Raw genomic sequence first — 15497 nt, 5'->3', positions numbered from 1 at the left:
CGCAGGCTTTGGGGGTTCCCCAGGGCCTGGCCGGCTACTGTTACTGGCAGGCCTCGCAATCCGGATCATCAATGGAGCAGGCCTGCGGCACGTCGGCGGCCTGGCCGAACTCCGCGGCCGGCTCTTCCACCTTGGAAGAGACGCGGTTGAGCTTGCCGTCATTGATGGTGGATTTCTCCGCCTGGGTGGCACCGATGGCACGCAGGTAGTAGGTGGTCTTGAGACCCAGCAACCAGGCCATCTTGTAGGTCACGTCCAGCTTCTTGCCGTTGGCTTCGGCAATGTACAGGTTCAGGGACTGGGCCTGGTCGATCCACTTCTGGCGACGGCTGGCCGCTTCCACCAGCCAGCGCGGCTCCACCTCGAAGGCGGTGCGGTACTGTTCTTTCAGGTCGTCCGGCACGCGCTCGATCGGCAGCACGGAACCGTCGTAGTACTTCAGGTCGTTGACCATGACGTTATCCCACAAGCCGCGCTCTTTCAGGGCGTTGACCAGGTAGGGGTTGACCACGGTGAACTCGCCGGACAGGTTCGATTTCACGTACAGGTTCTGGTAAGTGGGCTCGATGGACTGTGAAACCCCGGTAATGTTGGCAATGGTCGCGGTGGGCGCGATGGCCATCACGTTGGAGTTGCGCATGCCTTTCCTGGCCATTTCGCGCACGCTGTTCCAGTCCAGGGTCTGGCTGCGATCCACCTTGCAGTACTCCTCGCCACGCTGTTTGACCAGGATGTCGATGGAGTCGATCGGCAGAATGCCCTGGCTCCACAGGGAGCCGTCGAAGGTCTGGTAGGCACCGCGCTCTTCGGCCAGTTTGGCGGAGGCCTGGATGGCGTAGTAGCTCACCGCTTCCATGGACTTGTCGGCGAAGTCCACCGCCTGCTCGGAGGCGTAGGCGATGCCCTGCTTATAGAGCGCATCCTGGAAGCCCATGATGCCCAGACCCACCGGCCGGTGTTTCATGTTGGAGCGTTCCGCCTGCGGCACGCTGTAGTAGTTGATGTCGATCACGTTGTCGAGCATGCGCACGGCGGTGTTGACGGTGCGTTGCAGCTTGTCGGTATCCAGGCCGTTGTCACCGATGTGCTGGGCCAGGTTCACCGAGCCCAGGTTGCAGACGGCGATCTCGTCCTGGCTGGTGTTGAGGGTGATCTCGGTGCACAGGTTGGATGAATGCACCACGCCCACGTGCTGCTGCGGGCTGCGCAGGTTGCACGGATCCTTGAAGGTGAACCAGGGGTGGCCGGTTTCGAACAGCATGGACAGCATCTTGCGCCACAGGTTGATGGCCGGGATGCGCTTGAACAGTTTCAGTTCGCCGCTGCGGGTTTTCTCTTCATAGGCCAGGTAGGCCTTTTCGAAGGCTTCGCCGTACAGGTCGTGCAGGTCCGGGGTGTCGTTGGGGCTGAACAGGGTCCAGTCCTCTTCATTGAGCACACGCTTCATGAACAGGTCGGGAATCCAGTTGGCGCTGTTCATGTCGTGGGTACGACGACGATCGTCACCGGTGTTCTTGCGCAGCTCCAGGAACTCCTCGATGTCCATGTGCCAGGTTTCCAGGTAGGCACAGACCGCCCCCTTGCGCTTGCCGCCCTGGTTCACCGCCACGGCGGTGTCGTTGACCACTTTCAGGAAGGGCACCACGCCCTGGGATTTGCCATTGGTGCCTTTGATGTAGGAGCCCAGCGCGCGCACCGGGGTCCAGTCGTTACCCAGGCCGCCGGCAAATTTGCTCAGCATGGCGTTGTCCTGGATGGCGCCGTAGATGCCGTGCAGGTCGTCGGGCACGGTGGTCAGGTAGCAGCTGGACAGCTGCGGGCGAAGGGTGCCGGCGTTGAACAGGGTCGGCGTGGAGCTCATGTAATCGAAGCTGGACAGCAGGTTGTAGAACTCGATGGCGCGCGCTTCACGATCATCCTCTTCCACCGCCAGGCCCATGGCGACACGCATGAAGAAGCACTGCGGCAGCTCGATGCGGGTGTCGTTGTGGTGGATGAAGTAACGGTCGTAAAGGGTCTGCAGGCCCAGGTAGGAGAACTGCAGGTCACGCTCGCCCTTCATGGCGGCGCCCAGTTTTTCCAGGTCGAATTCACCCAGCTGCGGGCTCAGCAGTTCCAGCTCGATGCCCTTGGTGATGTAGGCCTGCAGGGCCTGGCCGTAGAGCGCTTCCATTTCTTCCTGGTTGGCACGCTCGGCCACGCCCAGGAACTGCAGCGCTTCGGCGCGGATCTTGTCCATCAGCAGGCGGGCGGTGACCAGGGAGTAGTTAGGCTCCACTTCGATCAGGGTGCGCGCGGTCATCACCATGGAGGTGTTGACGTCATTGATGGACACACCGTCGTACAGGTTCTTGACGGTTTCCTTGATGATCTTGTCGGCATCCACTTCCGCCAGGCCTTCGCAGGCGGTGCGGATCAGGTGCTCCAGGCGAGCCATGTCCAGCGGCGCCTTGCTGCCGTCTTCCATGGTCACGGACATGTCCACCTTGTGGGTGGCCTCGGGCAGATCGTGGGCCTGTTCGGCACGCTTGACGGCCTGGCGCTCGCGGTAGAGCACATAATCACGGGCTACCTTGTGCTCGCCGGCACGCATCAGCGCCAGTTCCACCTGGTCCTGGATTTCCTCGATATGGATGGTGCCGCCGGAGGGCATGCGGCGCTTGAAGGTGGCGCTGACCTGTTCGGTGAGCCGGGCCACGGTTTCATGGATGCGCGAGGACGCCGCCGCCGTACCGCCTTCCACCGCCAGGAATGCCTTGGTAATGGCCACGGTAATCTTGTCGTCGGTGTAGCTCACCACCTTGCCATTGCGCTTGATCACGCGCAGCTGGCCGGGGGCAGTGGTGGCAATGGACTGATCCTGGTCGTCGGTGCCGCCGTTGCGCTGTGCTTCGGCCTGCGGGTTCTGGCTGATGTCCGTCTGCATGGTGCGCTCTCCGTTATGCATGCTGTTCTGGTTGTCTGTGGTACTGGCTGTCTTGGGTGCGCCTCTGGCGCGGCGTGTGTTGCCGTCAGGACAACACCACGCACGACCGCCGCGATAGGGCTTACCGCGGCAGTGAAAATCGTCTTTTGGGTGTGTGTGGTGGCCAATTGCTGGTATGGACCACTATATCTTGTGCTTCGTCCATGACTTGTTATTGTCCTCTGTCTGGAAGAAATGCGCTAAATGACTGTTGTTCCGGCATTTTTACCGTCTGGAGACGGTGGCTTTCCAGTACGGATGTGCTTTTACAAAAACCCAACATCTTGGGGTCGGCATCCGAATTCACTACAAGTTATAGTTGCGTCCGCGTTTTTGCAAGCACTTCGCCTGGGGAAATGTTGTGGATAACCTGTGGGGTGTTGTGGGTGCTTTTTCGTGGCCCGGCGCGACGGCCCGCCGTTACTATATATAGTGTTTGTCAACCGTGAATCGGGGGGCTGAAGCCCCCGTCAGGCCTGATGTGAGAGAGTGTTAAAGGCGCAGGTGTACGGTTGCCGTAGCGGGCGTCTATGCGTATAAACGTAACGAAAGGGAAAGCTCTGTGGTGTTTACCGGGTTGGTGTCACCGACAAGAGACCATAACGATACAAATTCAAAAAGGATAAGGACGGGATGACAACGGTGCAGGATAACCCGCCAGCCATCATGATCGTGGAAGATGATGAGCGTCTTGCTGATCTGACCTGTGAATATCTCCAAAGTAACGGCCTTGATGTCACTGTTGTCAGTGACGGGGAAGAAGCCATTCGCCGTATCCGTGCCGAACAGCCTGATCTGGTCGTGCTTGACCTGATGCTGCCCGGTGCCGACGGCCTGACGGTGTGCCGCGAAGTGCGCAACACCTACAAGAATCCCATCCTCATGCTGACCGCCCGCACCGATGACATGGATCAGGTGCTGGGGCTGGAAATGGGCGCCGATGATTATGTCGCCAAGCCGGTCAAGCCCCGTGTGCTGCTGGCCCGCATCCGCGCGCTGCTGCGCCGGGTGGAAACCGACAATGAGCGTGACAATTCGCCGGCCCGCCTGGAATTCGGTGCCCTGGTCATCGACAACTCGGCCCGGGAAGTGACCCTGGGTGGCGAGTCCGTGGATCTGACCAGTGCCGAGTACGATCTGCTGTGGCTGCTGGCGTCCAATGCCGGCACGGTGCTGTCGCGCGAGACCATTTTCGAGAAGCTGCGCGGCATTCAGTACGACGGCCAGGACCGTTCCATCGATGTGCGTATTTCCCGTATCCGTCCCAAGGTCGGTGATGACCGGGAGAACCCCAAGCGTATCAAGACGGTGCGCTCCAAGGGCTATCTGTTCGTCAAGGAAATGGGCGCGGTCTGACCGGTCTGCTACCTGCTGAAGGTGCGCCTTGAATAGTATCTTTCTGCGGCTCTACGGCGGCCTGCTGCTGGCGCTATGTTTTATCGGCGCCATCACCTACGCCGCCGTGGAGCTGGTCAACCACTACCGGTCCGATATCTATCGCGAACGTATGGCGCGCGGTACCTTCTACCTGATGGCGGAGGGCTACCAGCGGCAGACCGGCGACGAGGAACGGGATCGCTGGAGCCAGGTACTCAGCCGGTTGTTCAGTGCCGATATCAAGCTGGAAACCGGTGAAGCCCTGAAGCTGACCTACCGGGAAAACCTGCACCTGGATGAAGGCCTGGTGGTGATGCGCCTCAATGATGATGAGGGTTACGCCGACATCATCTACCAGCTGCCCGGCGAGGATGAATACATCACCACCCGCATGACACGGGTGTCCGAGCAACAGGCCCGGGCCACCGCGGTACTGATTCTCAACCATCTGGCGCATTTCCCGCAGGAGCAGTGGCAGCAGCGCCTGCAGGATCTGCAAAGTCATTTCGGCTACCCCATGACCATTGAGCCGCGCTCGGCGATCACGCTGGATGCGGAGCAGCGCCAGCGCCTCAACCGGCGGGAAGTGGTTATCGCCCTGGATGACAGTGCCCGCATCAATTCCAGTATTCGCATCTATGCGCCGGTGGCCGATACCGGCAAGGTGCTGGTGGTGGGCCCGTTAAGCCTGTTTGACCAGTTTCCGATCGAATTGCTGCTGGTGGCCGGGGCTCTGAGCCTGATGGCCGTGGCACTGGCCACCTACCTGCAGGTGCGACCGCTGCAGAACCGGTTACGCCAGCTGGACCGGGCCGTGAGCCAGCTGGGCAGCGGTGACCTGACCGCCTATGCCAATATCGAAGGCAGTGATGCCATTGGCCAGGTGGCGGCCACCTTTAACGGCATGACCTCTCACATCCGCCGTCTTATCGAGTCCCAGCGGGAAATGACCCGTGCCGTCAGTCACGAGCTGCGCACACCGGTGGCGCGGTTGCGCTTCGGGCTGGAGATGCTGGCGGACATCGAGTCCGGGGAGCAGCGTCGGGAAAAACTCAATGCCCTGGATCACGACATCGAGCAGCTGGACCAGCTGATCGATGAAATCCTCACCTACGCCCGTCTGGAGCAGGGCACACCCAATATCGAGTTCAAGCCGGTGGCCGTGGTGGAGCTGTGCGAGCAGTTGCAGCAGGAGCTGGAGCCCATTCGCGGGGAGATTGCCATCGCCGTGGAGGCGGACCCGTCCGACCTGCAGCTCGATGGCGAAGAGCGTTACCTGCACCGCATCCTGCAGAACCTGGTGACCAATGCCCTGCGTTACGCCCGTTCCCAGGTGGTCATGCGTATCAGCGAGCAGGACGACGCGGTGGTGGTGGATGTGGATGATGATGGTCCGGGCATCCCCGAGCACGAGCGTGAGCGGGTGTTCAAGCCCTTTGCCCGGCTGGACAAGAGCCGGCATCGCGCCAGTGGCGGTTACGGCCTGGGCCTGTCCATCGTCAAGCGCATCGTCGACTGGCACGGCGGCGCCATCGTGGTGGCCGAGAGCCCCCAGGGCGGCGCCCGCTTCCGGGTGATCCTGCCCCGCGAACAAAAGGGCCAGCACGTGCTGGGCGGCCGGATTACATAACGCAACAATTGATTATCATAGTGAAACAGACGCTGGTCAGGTAGGTCGATAGTATTAGTCCTACATCCTCCTCGGTGTAAAAGCAGTCTCCTCGAAAAAGCCCGCCCGGTCCTCGCCTGGCGGGCTTTTTGTTATGCGCGGAAAACGGCCCGGTTGAGGGCTGGTGTTTCTGTCCTGTTACGGTAGGCTTGCTCAAAAAATGAATAATCCCCACCGAGGTTGTCATGTCTCATATTCTTGCCATCGACCAGGGCACGACCAGTTCCCGGGCCATCGTTTTTGATGCCGCCGGCCGGGCCATCGGCCAGGCCCAGAAAGAGTTTCGCCAGCATTTTCCCCATGATGGCTGGGTGGAACACGATGCCATGGAGATCTGGAATGACTGCCTGGCCCTGTGTCGGCAGGCCTTGCGCAATGCCAAGCTGGATGCCCGGGACCTGGCGGCCATTGGCATTACCAACCAGCGTGAAACCACGGTGCTGTGGGACCGTCAGACCGGCGAGCCAGTGGCGCCGGCCATCGTCTGGCAGGACCGGCGCACCGCCTCGACCTGCGCCGCCCTCAAGGAAGCCGGCCACGAGGCCCGTGTGCAGGAAAAGACCGGGCTGCTGCTGGACCCCTATTTTTCCGCCACCAAACTGGCCTGGCTGCTGGATAACGTGCCCGGTGTTCGTGCCCGGGCCGAGGCCGGGGAGCTGGCCTTTGGCACTATCGACTGCTGGCTGCTGTGGAAGCTGACCCGCGGGCGCAGCCACGCCACCGATGCTACCAATGCCTCGCGGACCCTGCTGTTCAACATCCACCAGCAGTGCTGGGATGATGACCTGCTCACGCTGTTCAATATTCCTGCCTGCCTGCTGCCGGAGGTCAAGGACTGCGCCGCGGACTTCGGCCAGTGCTGCCCGGAGCTGCTGGGGGCCGCCGTGCCGGTGGCCGGCATCGCCGGAGACCAGCAGGCCGCCCTGGTGGGCCAGGCCTGCTTCGAGCCCGGCATGGTCAAGAGTACCTATGGCACCGGCTGCTTCATGGTCATGAATACCGGCAAGGCGGTGGCGTCCCGAAATCGCTTGCTGACCACGGTGGGTTACCGTCTCAACGGCGAAACCCATTACGCCCTGGAAGGCTCCATCTTTGTGGCCGGTGCTGCCATCCAGTGGTTGCGCGATGGTCTCAACCTGATTTCCCATGCCAGTGAAACCGAGGCGCTGGCGCGCCAGGTGGGTTCGGCCGGCGGTGTCTATCTGGTGCCGGCCTTTACCGGGCTGGGGGCGCCCTGGTGGGACCCGGATGCCCGCGGCGCCTTGCTGGGGCTGACCCGGGACACCGGCATTGCCGAGGTGGTCACCGCCGGGCTGGAGGCCGTCTGCTACCAGTCCCGGGATTTGCTGGAAGCCATGGCCGCGGACTGCGGTACCCGGCCCACCACCCTGCGGGTGGATGGCGGCATGGTGGTCAACAACTGGCTCAGCCAGACCCTGGCCGATGTGCTGGGGGTCTGTGTGGACAGGCCGGAGGTCACCGAGACCACCGCCCTGGGCGCGGCCTATCTGGCCGGTCTGGGTGTCGGCCTGTACGACTCCCTGGAGCGCATCGCCGAGCAGTGGCGTTGTGAGCGGGAGTTTTCCCCGCAACTGGAGGAGGGCGAGCGACAGCGGCGTTACCAGGGCTGGCGGGATGCGGTCGCCCGGGTCTGCCGCCACTGAACACCGGCGAGCAAGGCGATGGTTGGTGTCTGCGGGGCGACGGAAAACTGTGAACTGTTCAGCATTTAGTATTAATCTTAAATAAAAAATTAATACTTTAGACTTGTTCGCTTGATTTTGCGCTCTTTTGCATATCAAGCCTGTGCCTGGAACCTGAGCATGCCCGAAGGCTTTACCCTGCAATCTCCCGCCGTGCAGTCCCAGCGACTGCGCCGGGTGCTGTTCGCTGTCCTCGCCGGTGGCGGGGCGCACAGCCTGTTGTGCTGGATCGCCTTGCAGCTGGATTTCTTCCGTGGCACTCCCGCGCTTTTCTACGGCCTGTTTGCGCTGCTCTGGGCCGGCCATCTGCTGTTCATCCTGTTCATGGCTTTGGGCCTCAACCGTCGCCTGGCCGAGCCCTCCATGATCATGCCGCTGATGATCTGGTCCACCACCTCGTTGCTGATTACCGCCTTCTTTATTGATCAGGTGCGTCTTTGCGTCATGATGATTTTCTTCGCGGTGGTGCAAATTGGCGTGCTTCAGGCATCGTTTCGGCAGTTTGTGGGGCTTGCGCTCTATTGTGTTGTCGGTTATGCCTTGATTGTGTCGATAGTGGGTGCTTACTGGCCGGAGGTGATGGACTGGCAGGCCGAATGGATCCAGTGGGGCCTGTTCTCGGTGATGGTGCTGGCGCTGGTGCTGCTGGCCTCGGAGATTTCCAACATCCGTCGCCAGTTGGCCCTGCGCAACCACCAGATGGCCGAGATTGTCGAGCGCATCCAGGACATGGCGGTGAAGGATCAGCTCACCGGCTTTTACCGCCGTCGCCATGCCATGGAATTGCTGGGCAAGGCCTGTGGCCAGTCCTCGCGCGGCGCCTATGGCCTGGCGCTGGTCTATCTGGATCTGGATCACTTCAAGGCCATCAACGATGAATTCGGCCACCGGGTCGGTGATCTGGTGCTCAAGCGCTTTGCCGAGCTGACCCGCCGCCATCTCAGCAACCGGGACTTTGCCGCCCGGCTGGGTGGCGAGGAATTCATGCTGGTGCTGCCGGTCTCCGAGATTGCCGAGGCCACGGACGTTACCGAGGGGATTCTCGCCGGCATGCGCAGTCAGCGCTTCAGTGAGGCGCCCGGGCTGTCGGTGACCGTGTCCGCCGGGCTGGCCATGTTGCGCCCGGGTCAGCAGCCGGCGTCACTGATTCGCCAGGCGGATCAGGCGCTCTACCGGGCCAAGGGCGGTGGCCGTGATCAGCTGGTGCTGGAGGGGCAGTCATGAACCAGGAGCTCAATCAGGCACGCCGCCTGACGCTCAGTGAACGACGTCTGCTGCGCCGTCATGGCCGCTCTGCGCTGGCGATTCTGGGCATGCATACCCTGCTGTGCGTGGTCTATCTGCGGCTGGGCTATTTCCATCTGGCCGACCGTGCCTTCCTGATACTGTTTGGTGGTATCTGGGCGGCCTTCCTGGTTTACCTGTTGCTGCTGAACCTGGGTGCCACGCTGCGACTGTCTGAACCGAGTTTGTCATTGCCGCTGATCACCTTCTGTATCGGCATGTACATGGTCAGTGGTTATTACGTGGATGAATTCCGGCTGGCGGTGGTGATGCTGTTCTTCGCTCACCTGTTGCTGGTGTCATTCCGCTTGCGCGCCCGGGTGATGACGGCGGTGGGGATTGGCGCCAGTGTTTCCTATGCCGTGATGCTGTGGATGGCATTCCAGGCCCGGGGTGTGGGGCTGAGCTTCTCCGTGGAGGCCCTGCAATGGCTGGTGTTCACCATGATCAGTATCAGTTTTGCGGTCACCGGCGGCGCCATCAACCGCCTGCGCAACGAGTTGGCGGACAAGAACCGGGCGCTGGCCGGGGCGGTCAAGCAGGTGCGGGAGCTGGCCATTCGCGATGACCTGACCGGGCTGTTCAACCGCGGCCACCTGATGGAAATCCTGGAGCGCCAGAAAGCCCTGGCCGATACCGGTCGTACGCCATTTTCGGTCTGTTATGTGGACCTGGATCATTTCAAGAAGATCAACGATCGTTTTGGCCATGAATGGGGCGACCGGGTACTTAAACGCTTCTCCGACCTGGCCATGTCGGGCATGCGCGACGGCGACTTTTTCGGGCGCCTGGGCGGCGAAGAGTTTTTGCTGATCCTGCCGCAGAGTGATGTGGACGGCGCCCGTCTGGTGGCCGAGCGGCTGCGTAAACGCTGGCGCGAGCAGGCCTTTGACGATCAGGGCGGGCCGCTATCGGTGAGCCTGTCGGTGGGCGTCGCCTCCTACCACGAGGGCGAGAGCGTGGACGAGCTGCTGCACCGTGCCGACCAGGGCCTCTATCAGGCCAAGAGCGGCGGGCGGGACCAGACCCGAGTGGCGTGAAAGGCCATTGAGAACGGATAATGGATAACGATGCACGCCAATGTTTATCTGGATGCAAGCACAAGAGGCCGCGAACCCTGGGAGGATCGCGGCCTCTTGTGTTACGGGATCAGTAAGCCTGCTCCGCGCAGTTATCCATTCTCAATTATCAATTGCCTTCTCAATGCTGCCCGGTGAGCAGAAACTCCAGCAGTGCTTTCTGGGCATGCAGGCGGTTTTCCGCTTCGTCCCAGACCACGGCACGCGGGTCTTCCATCATCTCGTGGCTCACTTCCTCACCACGGTGGGCAGGCAGGCAGTGCATGAACAGGGCCTGCGGGTCGGCCTGGTCCATCAGCGCCGGGGTTACCTGGTAGTCGCGGAAGGCCGCTTCGCGGGCTTTCTGCTCTTCTTCCTGGCCCATGGAGGCCCACACATCGGTGACCACCAGATGGGCGCCTTCCACGGCTTTAGCCGGGTCCTGTTCGATACGCACCCGCTCGGGGTATTTGTCGAGCAGGGCCGGGGCGGGGGCAAAGCCGTCCGGGCAGCTGATTACCAGGTTGAAGTCGAACTGGGCGGCGGCATTGATGTAGCTGGCGCACATGTTGTTGCCGTCACCCACCCAGACCACGGTCTTGCCCTGAATGCTGCCGCGATGCTCCACATAGGTCTGCATGTCGGCGAGCAGCTGGCAGGGGTGGAAATCATCGGTGAGCGCATTGATCACCGGCACCGCCGAATGGCGGGCAAAGGTTTCCACGGTGGCGTGATCGAAGGTACGGATCATCACCGCGTCCACCATGCGCGACAGCACCCGCGCGGAATCCTCGATCGGCTCACCCCGGCCCAGCTGGGTATCGCGCGGTGACAGGAAGATGCTGGCACCGCCGAACTGGGTCATGGCCACCTCGAACGACACCCGGGTCCGGGTGGAGGATTTCTCGAAAATCATGCCCAGGGTCTTGCCCTGCAGGGGCGTATGCGGCTGGCCGTTACGCAGCATGGTCTTGAGCTCGATGGCGCGCTGGATCAGGTAGCCCAGTTCCTTGGGCGTCAGGTCGGTCAGGGTCAGAAAATGGCGTGTCATGCGACCTCCTGGGCCCGGGCAAAGGCGTGGATCACCTCGCTCAGGGTGGTAATCAGAAACTGCATTTCTTCCTCGCTAATGATCAGCGGTGGCAGCAGCCGCACCACCGAACCGGCGGTGACATTGATCAACAGACCGGCCTCGCGGGCCAGGGCTACCAGTTCGCCGCAGGGACGGTCCAGTTGCAGGCCCAGCATCAGGCCCCGCTGGCGGATTTCGGTGACCAGGGGCTGGTCGGCCAGTGCTTCCCTGAAGCCTTCGGCCAGGCGCTGGCCCTTGTCGGCCACGGCCTCGATGACCCCGTCATTGAGGGTGTTCACCACCGTCAATGCGGTGGCGCAGCCCAGCGGGTTGCCGCCGTAGGTGCTGCCGTGGTTGCCCGGGCCGAACACGTCCGTAGCCTTGCCGGCCACCAGACAGGCGCCAATCGGGAAGCCGTTGCCTAGCCCTTTGGCGGTGGTCAGCACGTCCGACTGCACCTGTTGGCCCAGGCAGGCGAAATAGTGGCCGGTACGGCCGTTGCCGGACTGGATTTCGTCCAGCATCAGCAGCCAGTCATGGTCATCGCACAATTGCCGCAGCTCGCCCAGGTAATTGTCGGCGGGGATATTGATGCCGCCTTCGCCCTGTACCGGCTCCACCAGTATCGCTACCACATCCCGGTTGTCCGCCAGTGCCCTGACTGCCTCCAGGTCGTTGAAGGGCACCCGCACAAAGCCGTCCAGCAACGGCGCAAAGCCTTCCTGGACCTTGGCATTGGCGGTGGCCGACAGGGTCGCCATGGTACGACCGTGGAAGCTGCCTTCCATGACGATCACGGTGGGCCGCTGGACCCCCTTGTTGTGGCCGTACAGGCGGGCAATCTTGATGGCCGCTTCGTTGGCCTCGGCACCGGAGTTGGAAAAGAATGCGCGCTTCATCCCGCTCAGTTGGCACAGGCGCTCGGCCAGCGCTTCCTGGGAGTCGATCCGGTACAGATTGGAGGTGTGCATCAGTCGCCCGGCCTGCTCGGCCAGGGTACGGGTCACCGCCGGGTGGCAATGGCCCAGATTGCAGACACCGATACCGGAAATGGCATCCATGTAGCGCCGGTCGCTGTCGTCAAACAGCCACACGCCTTCACCGCGCACAAAGGCAACGGGTTGCCGTGCATAGGTGGGGATCAAGTATTGCGACATAGCAGGCAATTGATAATTGATAATGGAAAATTGATAACGGGCCCCGGCTCTGGATAAAGATGCCCTGAGTACCCGCCCCAAACAAAAAACGGCAGCCCATGGCTGCCGGAAAGAACGATAATAGCGTAGTTATTGGCCAATAGTTAATAGTTGATGGCCATTATCAACAAGAGCAGACTGCCCCGAGTTTCGTGCTTTTAGCTATCAACTATCAATTATCAACTGTCAATTGCCCTTATGAATCCCGTCCAGCTCAGTATCTTCGCCAACCGCCTGTCCGGCATCTGTGACGAAATGGGCGCCTTGCTGCGCCTCAGTGCCCTGTCGCCCAATATCAAGGACCGGCTGGATTTTTCCTGCGCCATCTTCGATGCGGCGGGTCGGCTGTGTGCCCAGGCGGCGCATATTCCGGTGCATCTGGGCTCCATGGCCTATGCCATGGCGGACCTGGTGGGCGCCCGGGACTGGCAGGCCGACGACCTGCTGGTGGTCAATGACCCCTACCTGGGGGGCACCCACCTGCCGGATGTGACCGTGGTGGCGCCGGTCTTTGCCGGCGGGGTGCTGCTGGGGTTCACCGTCACCCGTGCCCACCACGCCAATATCGGAGCCCACAGCCCGGGCTCCATGCCCGTGTCCACACACCTGGATCAGGAAGGCCTGGTGATTGCGCCCAGCTGGCTGAAGCGGGCCGGCCAGTGGCAGGTCCCCCTGTGTCGGCGGCTGGCGGGCCTGCCCGAGGGCGACAGCCTGCCTGAGGCCAGTGCCCGTTTTGCCGATTTCGCAGCCCAGGCCAGCGCCTGTGAAGCCGGCGCCCGGCGTTTGGCGCAGATGGGTGAGCAACAGGGTGAGTCGGCCCTGACCGCCGCCTTTGATGCCCTCAATGCCTACGGCGAGCGGCGGGCCCGGGCGCGCCTGGCGCAGTTGCCGGCGGGGCAGTACCACTTCAGTGATCTGATGGATGATGACGGCCAGGGCCAGCAGGATATCGCCATTCAGCTGTGCCTGACCCTCCAGGGCGATAGTGCGCACCTGGACTTTACCGGCACCGCAGATCAGGTAGCCGGCAACATCAACTGCCCGCTGTCGGTGGCCGCGGCGGCGGCCTATTACTGTTTTCGCTGCCTGATGCCCGAGGACGTGCCCGCCTGTGATGGTCTGTTTCGGCCCATTACCCTGAGCGCGCCGTCGGGGTCGCTGCTCAATGCCCGCCGCCCGGCGGCGGTGGCCGCCGGCAATGTGGAAACCAGTTCACGGGTGGTGGATGTGGTACTCGGCGCCCTGGCCCAGGCCGCGCCCGAGGCCATCCCTGCGGCCAGCCAGGGCACCATGAACAATGTGGCCATGGGCGCCGCCGGCGAACAGGGCTGGGATTACTACGAAACCATGGCCGGTGGCACCGGCGCCCATGCCGGAGGCCCGGGGCTGTCGGCGGTGCACAGCCACATGACCAATACCCTCAATACCCCCATCGAGAGCCTGGAAGCCCATTACCCCCTGCGAGTGCATCGTTACCAGCTGCGCCGTGGCAGTGGCGGGGCCGGGCGCTGGCCTGGCGGCGACGGCATTGTCCGCGAACTGGAGTTCCTGGCGCCGGCCAGTTTTACCCTGCTCACCGAGCGCCGCATCCATCAACCCTGGGGGCTGGCGGGCGGGCAACCGGGGGCGGCGGGCGAAAACCGCTTGAATGACACCCGATTGCCCCCCAAATACAGTGGCCAGGCCCGCCCCGGTGATCGTCTGACGATTGCCTCACCCGGTGGTGGCGGTTACGGGGGCCATCAGTGATACAATGGGGCGGCAAGCGCAGCCGCGCCGAATCAATTTGTTATAGGTGAAGTAATGGATGTGATGCAGGTCATCAAAGACCAGATCGAGAAAAACCCGGTGATCCTCTACATGAAGGGCACCCCCCAGTTTCCCCAGTGCGGCTTCTCCGCCCAGGTGGTGGAAGCGATGACCGCCGTGGGCAAACCGTTTGCCTACGTGAACATCCTGGAAGCGCCGGAAATCCGCCAGAGCCTCAAGGAATACGCCAACTGGCCCACCTACCCGCAGCTGTGGGTGGGCGGCGAGCTGGTCGGTGGTTGTGACATCATCATGGACATGTACCGCTCCGGTCAGCTCAAGGACCTGGTGGACGGTGCCGCGGTAGAAGGGGAAGAGCAGGGCGGTAACGCCTGAGCTCGGTAGCCTTTGCCCAAAAGCCCGGCCTGGCCGGGCTTTTTTGCATGACTGGCCAGACAATGGCCGAATGATTGGAAATTCCAATCACAACAACTGCGAACAGCTGTTGAAAGCTGTGGCGCAATCCCCATGATAGTGCCATGCAGCCGGTCAGCCGCCGCGCTATGATCGCTGCCAGAATTATTCGGGGCCCCTTCTTCGAGGAGCTCCCACGCACACTTAACGTCAATCAATGGAGAGAAACATGGGCGTACTGGTTGGTAAACCCGCACCTGATTTTACTGTTCCTGCTGTTCTGGGCGATGGCAGCATTGTCGATGAATTCACCCTGTCTGAAGCGATCAAGGGCAAGTACGGTCTGGTGTTCTTCTACCCGCTGGACTTCACCTTCGTATGCCCGTCCGAGCTGATCGCTCTGGACCACCGCATGGACGCCTTCAAAGAGCGTGGCGTGGAAGTGATCGGCGTGTCCATCGACAGCCATTTCACCCACAACGCCTGGCGTAACACCCCGGTCAACGAAGGCGGTATCGGCCCGGTGAAATACACCCTGGCCGCCGACATGAACCACGGTATTGCCCAGTCCTATGACGTGGAGTCCGAGGGTGGCATGGCATTCCGCGGTGCTTTCCTGATCGACCAGAACGGCGTGGTACGTAGCCAGATCGTCAACGATCTGCCGCTGGGTCGTAACATGGACGAGCTGATTCGTCTGGTTGACGCCCTGCAGTTCCACGAAGAGCACGGTGAAGTCTGCCCGGCAGGCTGGCAGAAAGGTGACTCCGGCATGAAGGACACCCCGGACGGTGTGGCCGAGTACCTGTCTGGCAACGCCGACAAGCTGTAACAAGCAGCACAAAGAAAAAGGGCGCCTGAAATGGCGCCCTTTTTTTTTTGCGTCTGACAGCCAACGCTTTTTTCTGTTAGTCGTGCTACCCCTGACGTCCGACCTCAGACCGTCTCAATCCAGTTCCCTGGCCAGTGTTGGCGGTATCTCCCTGGCCGGCGGTGGCGGCCAGCCGCCC

At 61.9% G+C, this 15497-nt stretch carries 11 protein-coding genes; 8 read left to right on the top strand and 3 right to left on the bottom strand.

Annotated elements, in window-relative coordinates:
* Window positions 1-40 precede the first annotated feature (40 nt).
* Complete coding sequence (locus A11A3_RS11850; RefSeq protein ID WP_008929543.1) at window positions 41-2926, bottom strand: ribonucleoside-diphosphate reductase subunit alpha; 2886 nt, start codon at window positions 2924-2926, stop codon at window positions 41-43.
* Window positions 2927-3598: 672 nt separating this feature from the next.
* Here A11A3_RS11850 and A11A3_RS11845 point away from each other — a divergent pair.
* From A11A3_RS11845 to A11A3_RS11825, 5 genes are all read left to right on the top strand, one after another.
* Complete coding sequence (locus A11A3_RS11845) at window positions 3599-4321, top strand: response regulator (RefSeq protein ID WP_008929542.1); 723 nt, start codon at window positions 3599-3601, stop codon at window positions 4319-4321.
* Between the two features lie 28 nt (window positions 4322-4349).
* Window positions 4350-5972 (top strand): ATP-binding protein, encoded by a 1623-nt coding sequence (locus A11A3_RS11840; protein WP_008929541.1) that lies wholly within the window; start codon window positions 4350-4352, stop codon window positions 5970-5972.
* Window positions 5973-6196: 224 nt separating this feature from the next.
* A complete protein-coding gene (gene glpK, locus A11A3_RS11835; protein WP_008929540.1) occupies window positions 6197-7675 on the top strand; it encodes a glycerol kinase GlpK in 1479 nt (492 codons plus the stop codon).
* Window positions 7676-7834: 159 nt separating this feature from the next.
* The gene (locus A11A3_RS11830) at window positions 7835-8938 is read left to right on the top strand and encodes a GGDEF domain-containing protein (protein WP_008929539.1); all 1104 of its coding nucleotides are present in this window, start codon (window positions 7835-7837) and stop codon (window positions 8936-8938) included.
* Window positions 8935-10038, top strand: a complete 1104-nt coding sequence (locus A11A3_RS11825) for a GGDEF domain-containing protein (RefSeq protein WP_008929538.1) — start codon at window positions 8935-8937, stop codon at window positions 10036-10038. Before A11A3_RS11830 ends, A11A3_RS11825 begins: the two co-directional genes overlap by 4 nt.
* Window positions 10039-10198: 160 nt before the next feature.
* On the opposite strand, the gene argF is transcribed toward A11A3_RS11825, so the two are convergent.
* Both argF and A11A3_RS11815 read right to left on the bottom strand, forming a co-directional pair.
* Window positions 10199-11107, bottom strand: a complete 909-nt coding sequence (gene argF / locus A11A3_RS11820; protein ID WP_008929537.1) for an ornithine carbamoyltransferase — start codon at window positions 11105-11107, stop codon at window positions 10199-10201.
* A complete protein-coding gene (locus A11A3_RS11815) occupies window positions 11104-12285 on the bottom strand; it encodes an aspartate aminotransferase family protein (RefSeq protein WP_008929536.1) in 1182 nt (393 codons plus the stop codon). Before A11A3_RS11815 ends, argF begins: the two co-directional genes overlap by 4 nt.
* 237 nt (window positions 12286-12522) lie before the next feature.
* Between A11A3_RS11815 and A11A3_RS11810 the strand changes: the two genes are divergently transcribed.
* The 3 genes from A11A3_RS11810 (at window position 12523) to A11A3_RS11800 (ending at window position 15319) form a co-directional block, all read left to right on the top strand.
* Window positions 12523-14073, top strand: a complete 1551-nt coding sequence (locus A11A3_RS11810; protein WP_008929535.1) for a hydantoinase B/oxoprolinase family protein — start codon at window positions 12523-12525, stop codon at window positions 14071-14073.
* Between the two features lie 54 nt (window positions 14074-14127).
* A complete protein-coding gene (gene grxD, locus A11A3_RS11805) occupies window positions 14128-14469 on the top strand; it encodes a Grx4 family monothiol glutaredoxin (protein WP_008929534.1) in 342 nt (113 codons plus the stop codon).
* Window positions 14470-14716: 247 nt separating this feature from the next.
* Window positions 14717-15319 (top strand): peroxiredoxin, encoded by a 603-nt coding sequence (locus A11A3_RS11800; RefSeq protein WP_008929533.1) that lies wholly within the window; start codon window positions 14717-14719, stop codon window positions 15317-15319.
* Window positions 15320-15497 lie beyond the last annotated feature (178 nt).

It is taken from the genome of Alcanivorax hongdengensis A-11-3, from assembly GCF_000300995.1.
Taxonomy (GTDB): Bacteria; Pseudomonadota; Gammaproteobacteria; order Pseudomonadales; family Alcanivoracaceae; genus Alcanivorax; species Alcanivorax hongdengensis.
The sequence above is the reverse complement of the archived record's forward strand: the minus strand, read 5'-3'. Positions and strand labels throughout refer to the sequence as shown.

Coding starts and splice junctions, on each gene's coding strand:
- A11A3_RS11810 (WP_008929535.1), top strand. CDS start 12,523: ATGAATCCCGTCCAGCTCAGTATCTTCGCCAACCGCCTGTCCGGCATC.
- grxD (WP_008929534.1), top strand. CDS start 14,128: ATGGATGTGATGCAGGTCATCAAAGACCAGATCGAGAAAAACCCGGTG.
- A11A3_RS11845 (WP_008929542.1), top strand. CDS start 3,599: ATGACAACGGTGCAGGATAACCCGCCAGCCATCATGATCGTGGAAGAT.
- argF (WP_008929537.1), bottom strand. CDS start 11,107: ATGACACGCCATTTTCTGACCCTGACCGACCTGACGCCCAAGGAACTG.
- glpK (WP_008929540.1), top strand. CDS start 6,197: ATGTCTCATATTCTTGCCATCGACCAGGGCACGACCAGTTCCCGGGCC.
- A11A3_RS11850 (WP_008929543.1), bottom strand. CDS start 2,926: ATGCAGACGGACATCAGCCAGAACCCGCAGGCCGAAGCACAGCGCAAC.
- A11A3_RS11815 (WP_008929536.1), bottom strand. CDS start 12,285: ATGTCGCAATACTTGATCCCCACCTATGCACGGCAACCCGTTGCCTTT.
- A11A3_RS11825 (WP_008929538.1), top strand. CDS start 8,935: ATGAACCAGGAGCTCAATCAGGCACGCCGCCTGACGCTCAGTGAACGA.
- A11A3_RS11800 (WP_008929533.1), top strand. CDS start 14,717: ATGGGCGTACTGGTTGGTAAACCCGCACCTGATTTTACTGTTCCTGCT.
- A11A3_RS11830 (WP_008929539.1), top strand. CDS start 7,835: ATGCCCGAAGGCTTTACCCTGCAATCTCCCGCCGTGCAGTCCCAGCGA.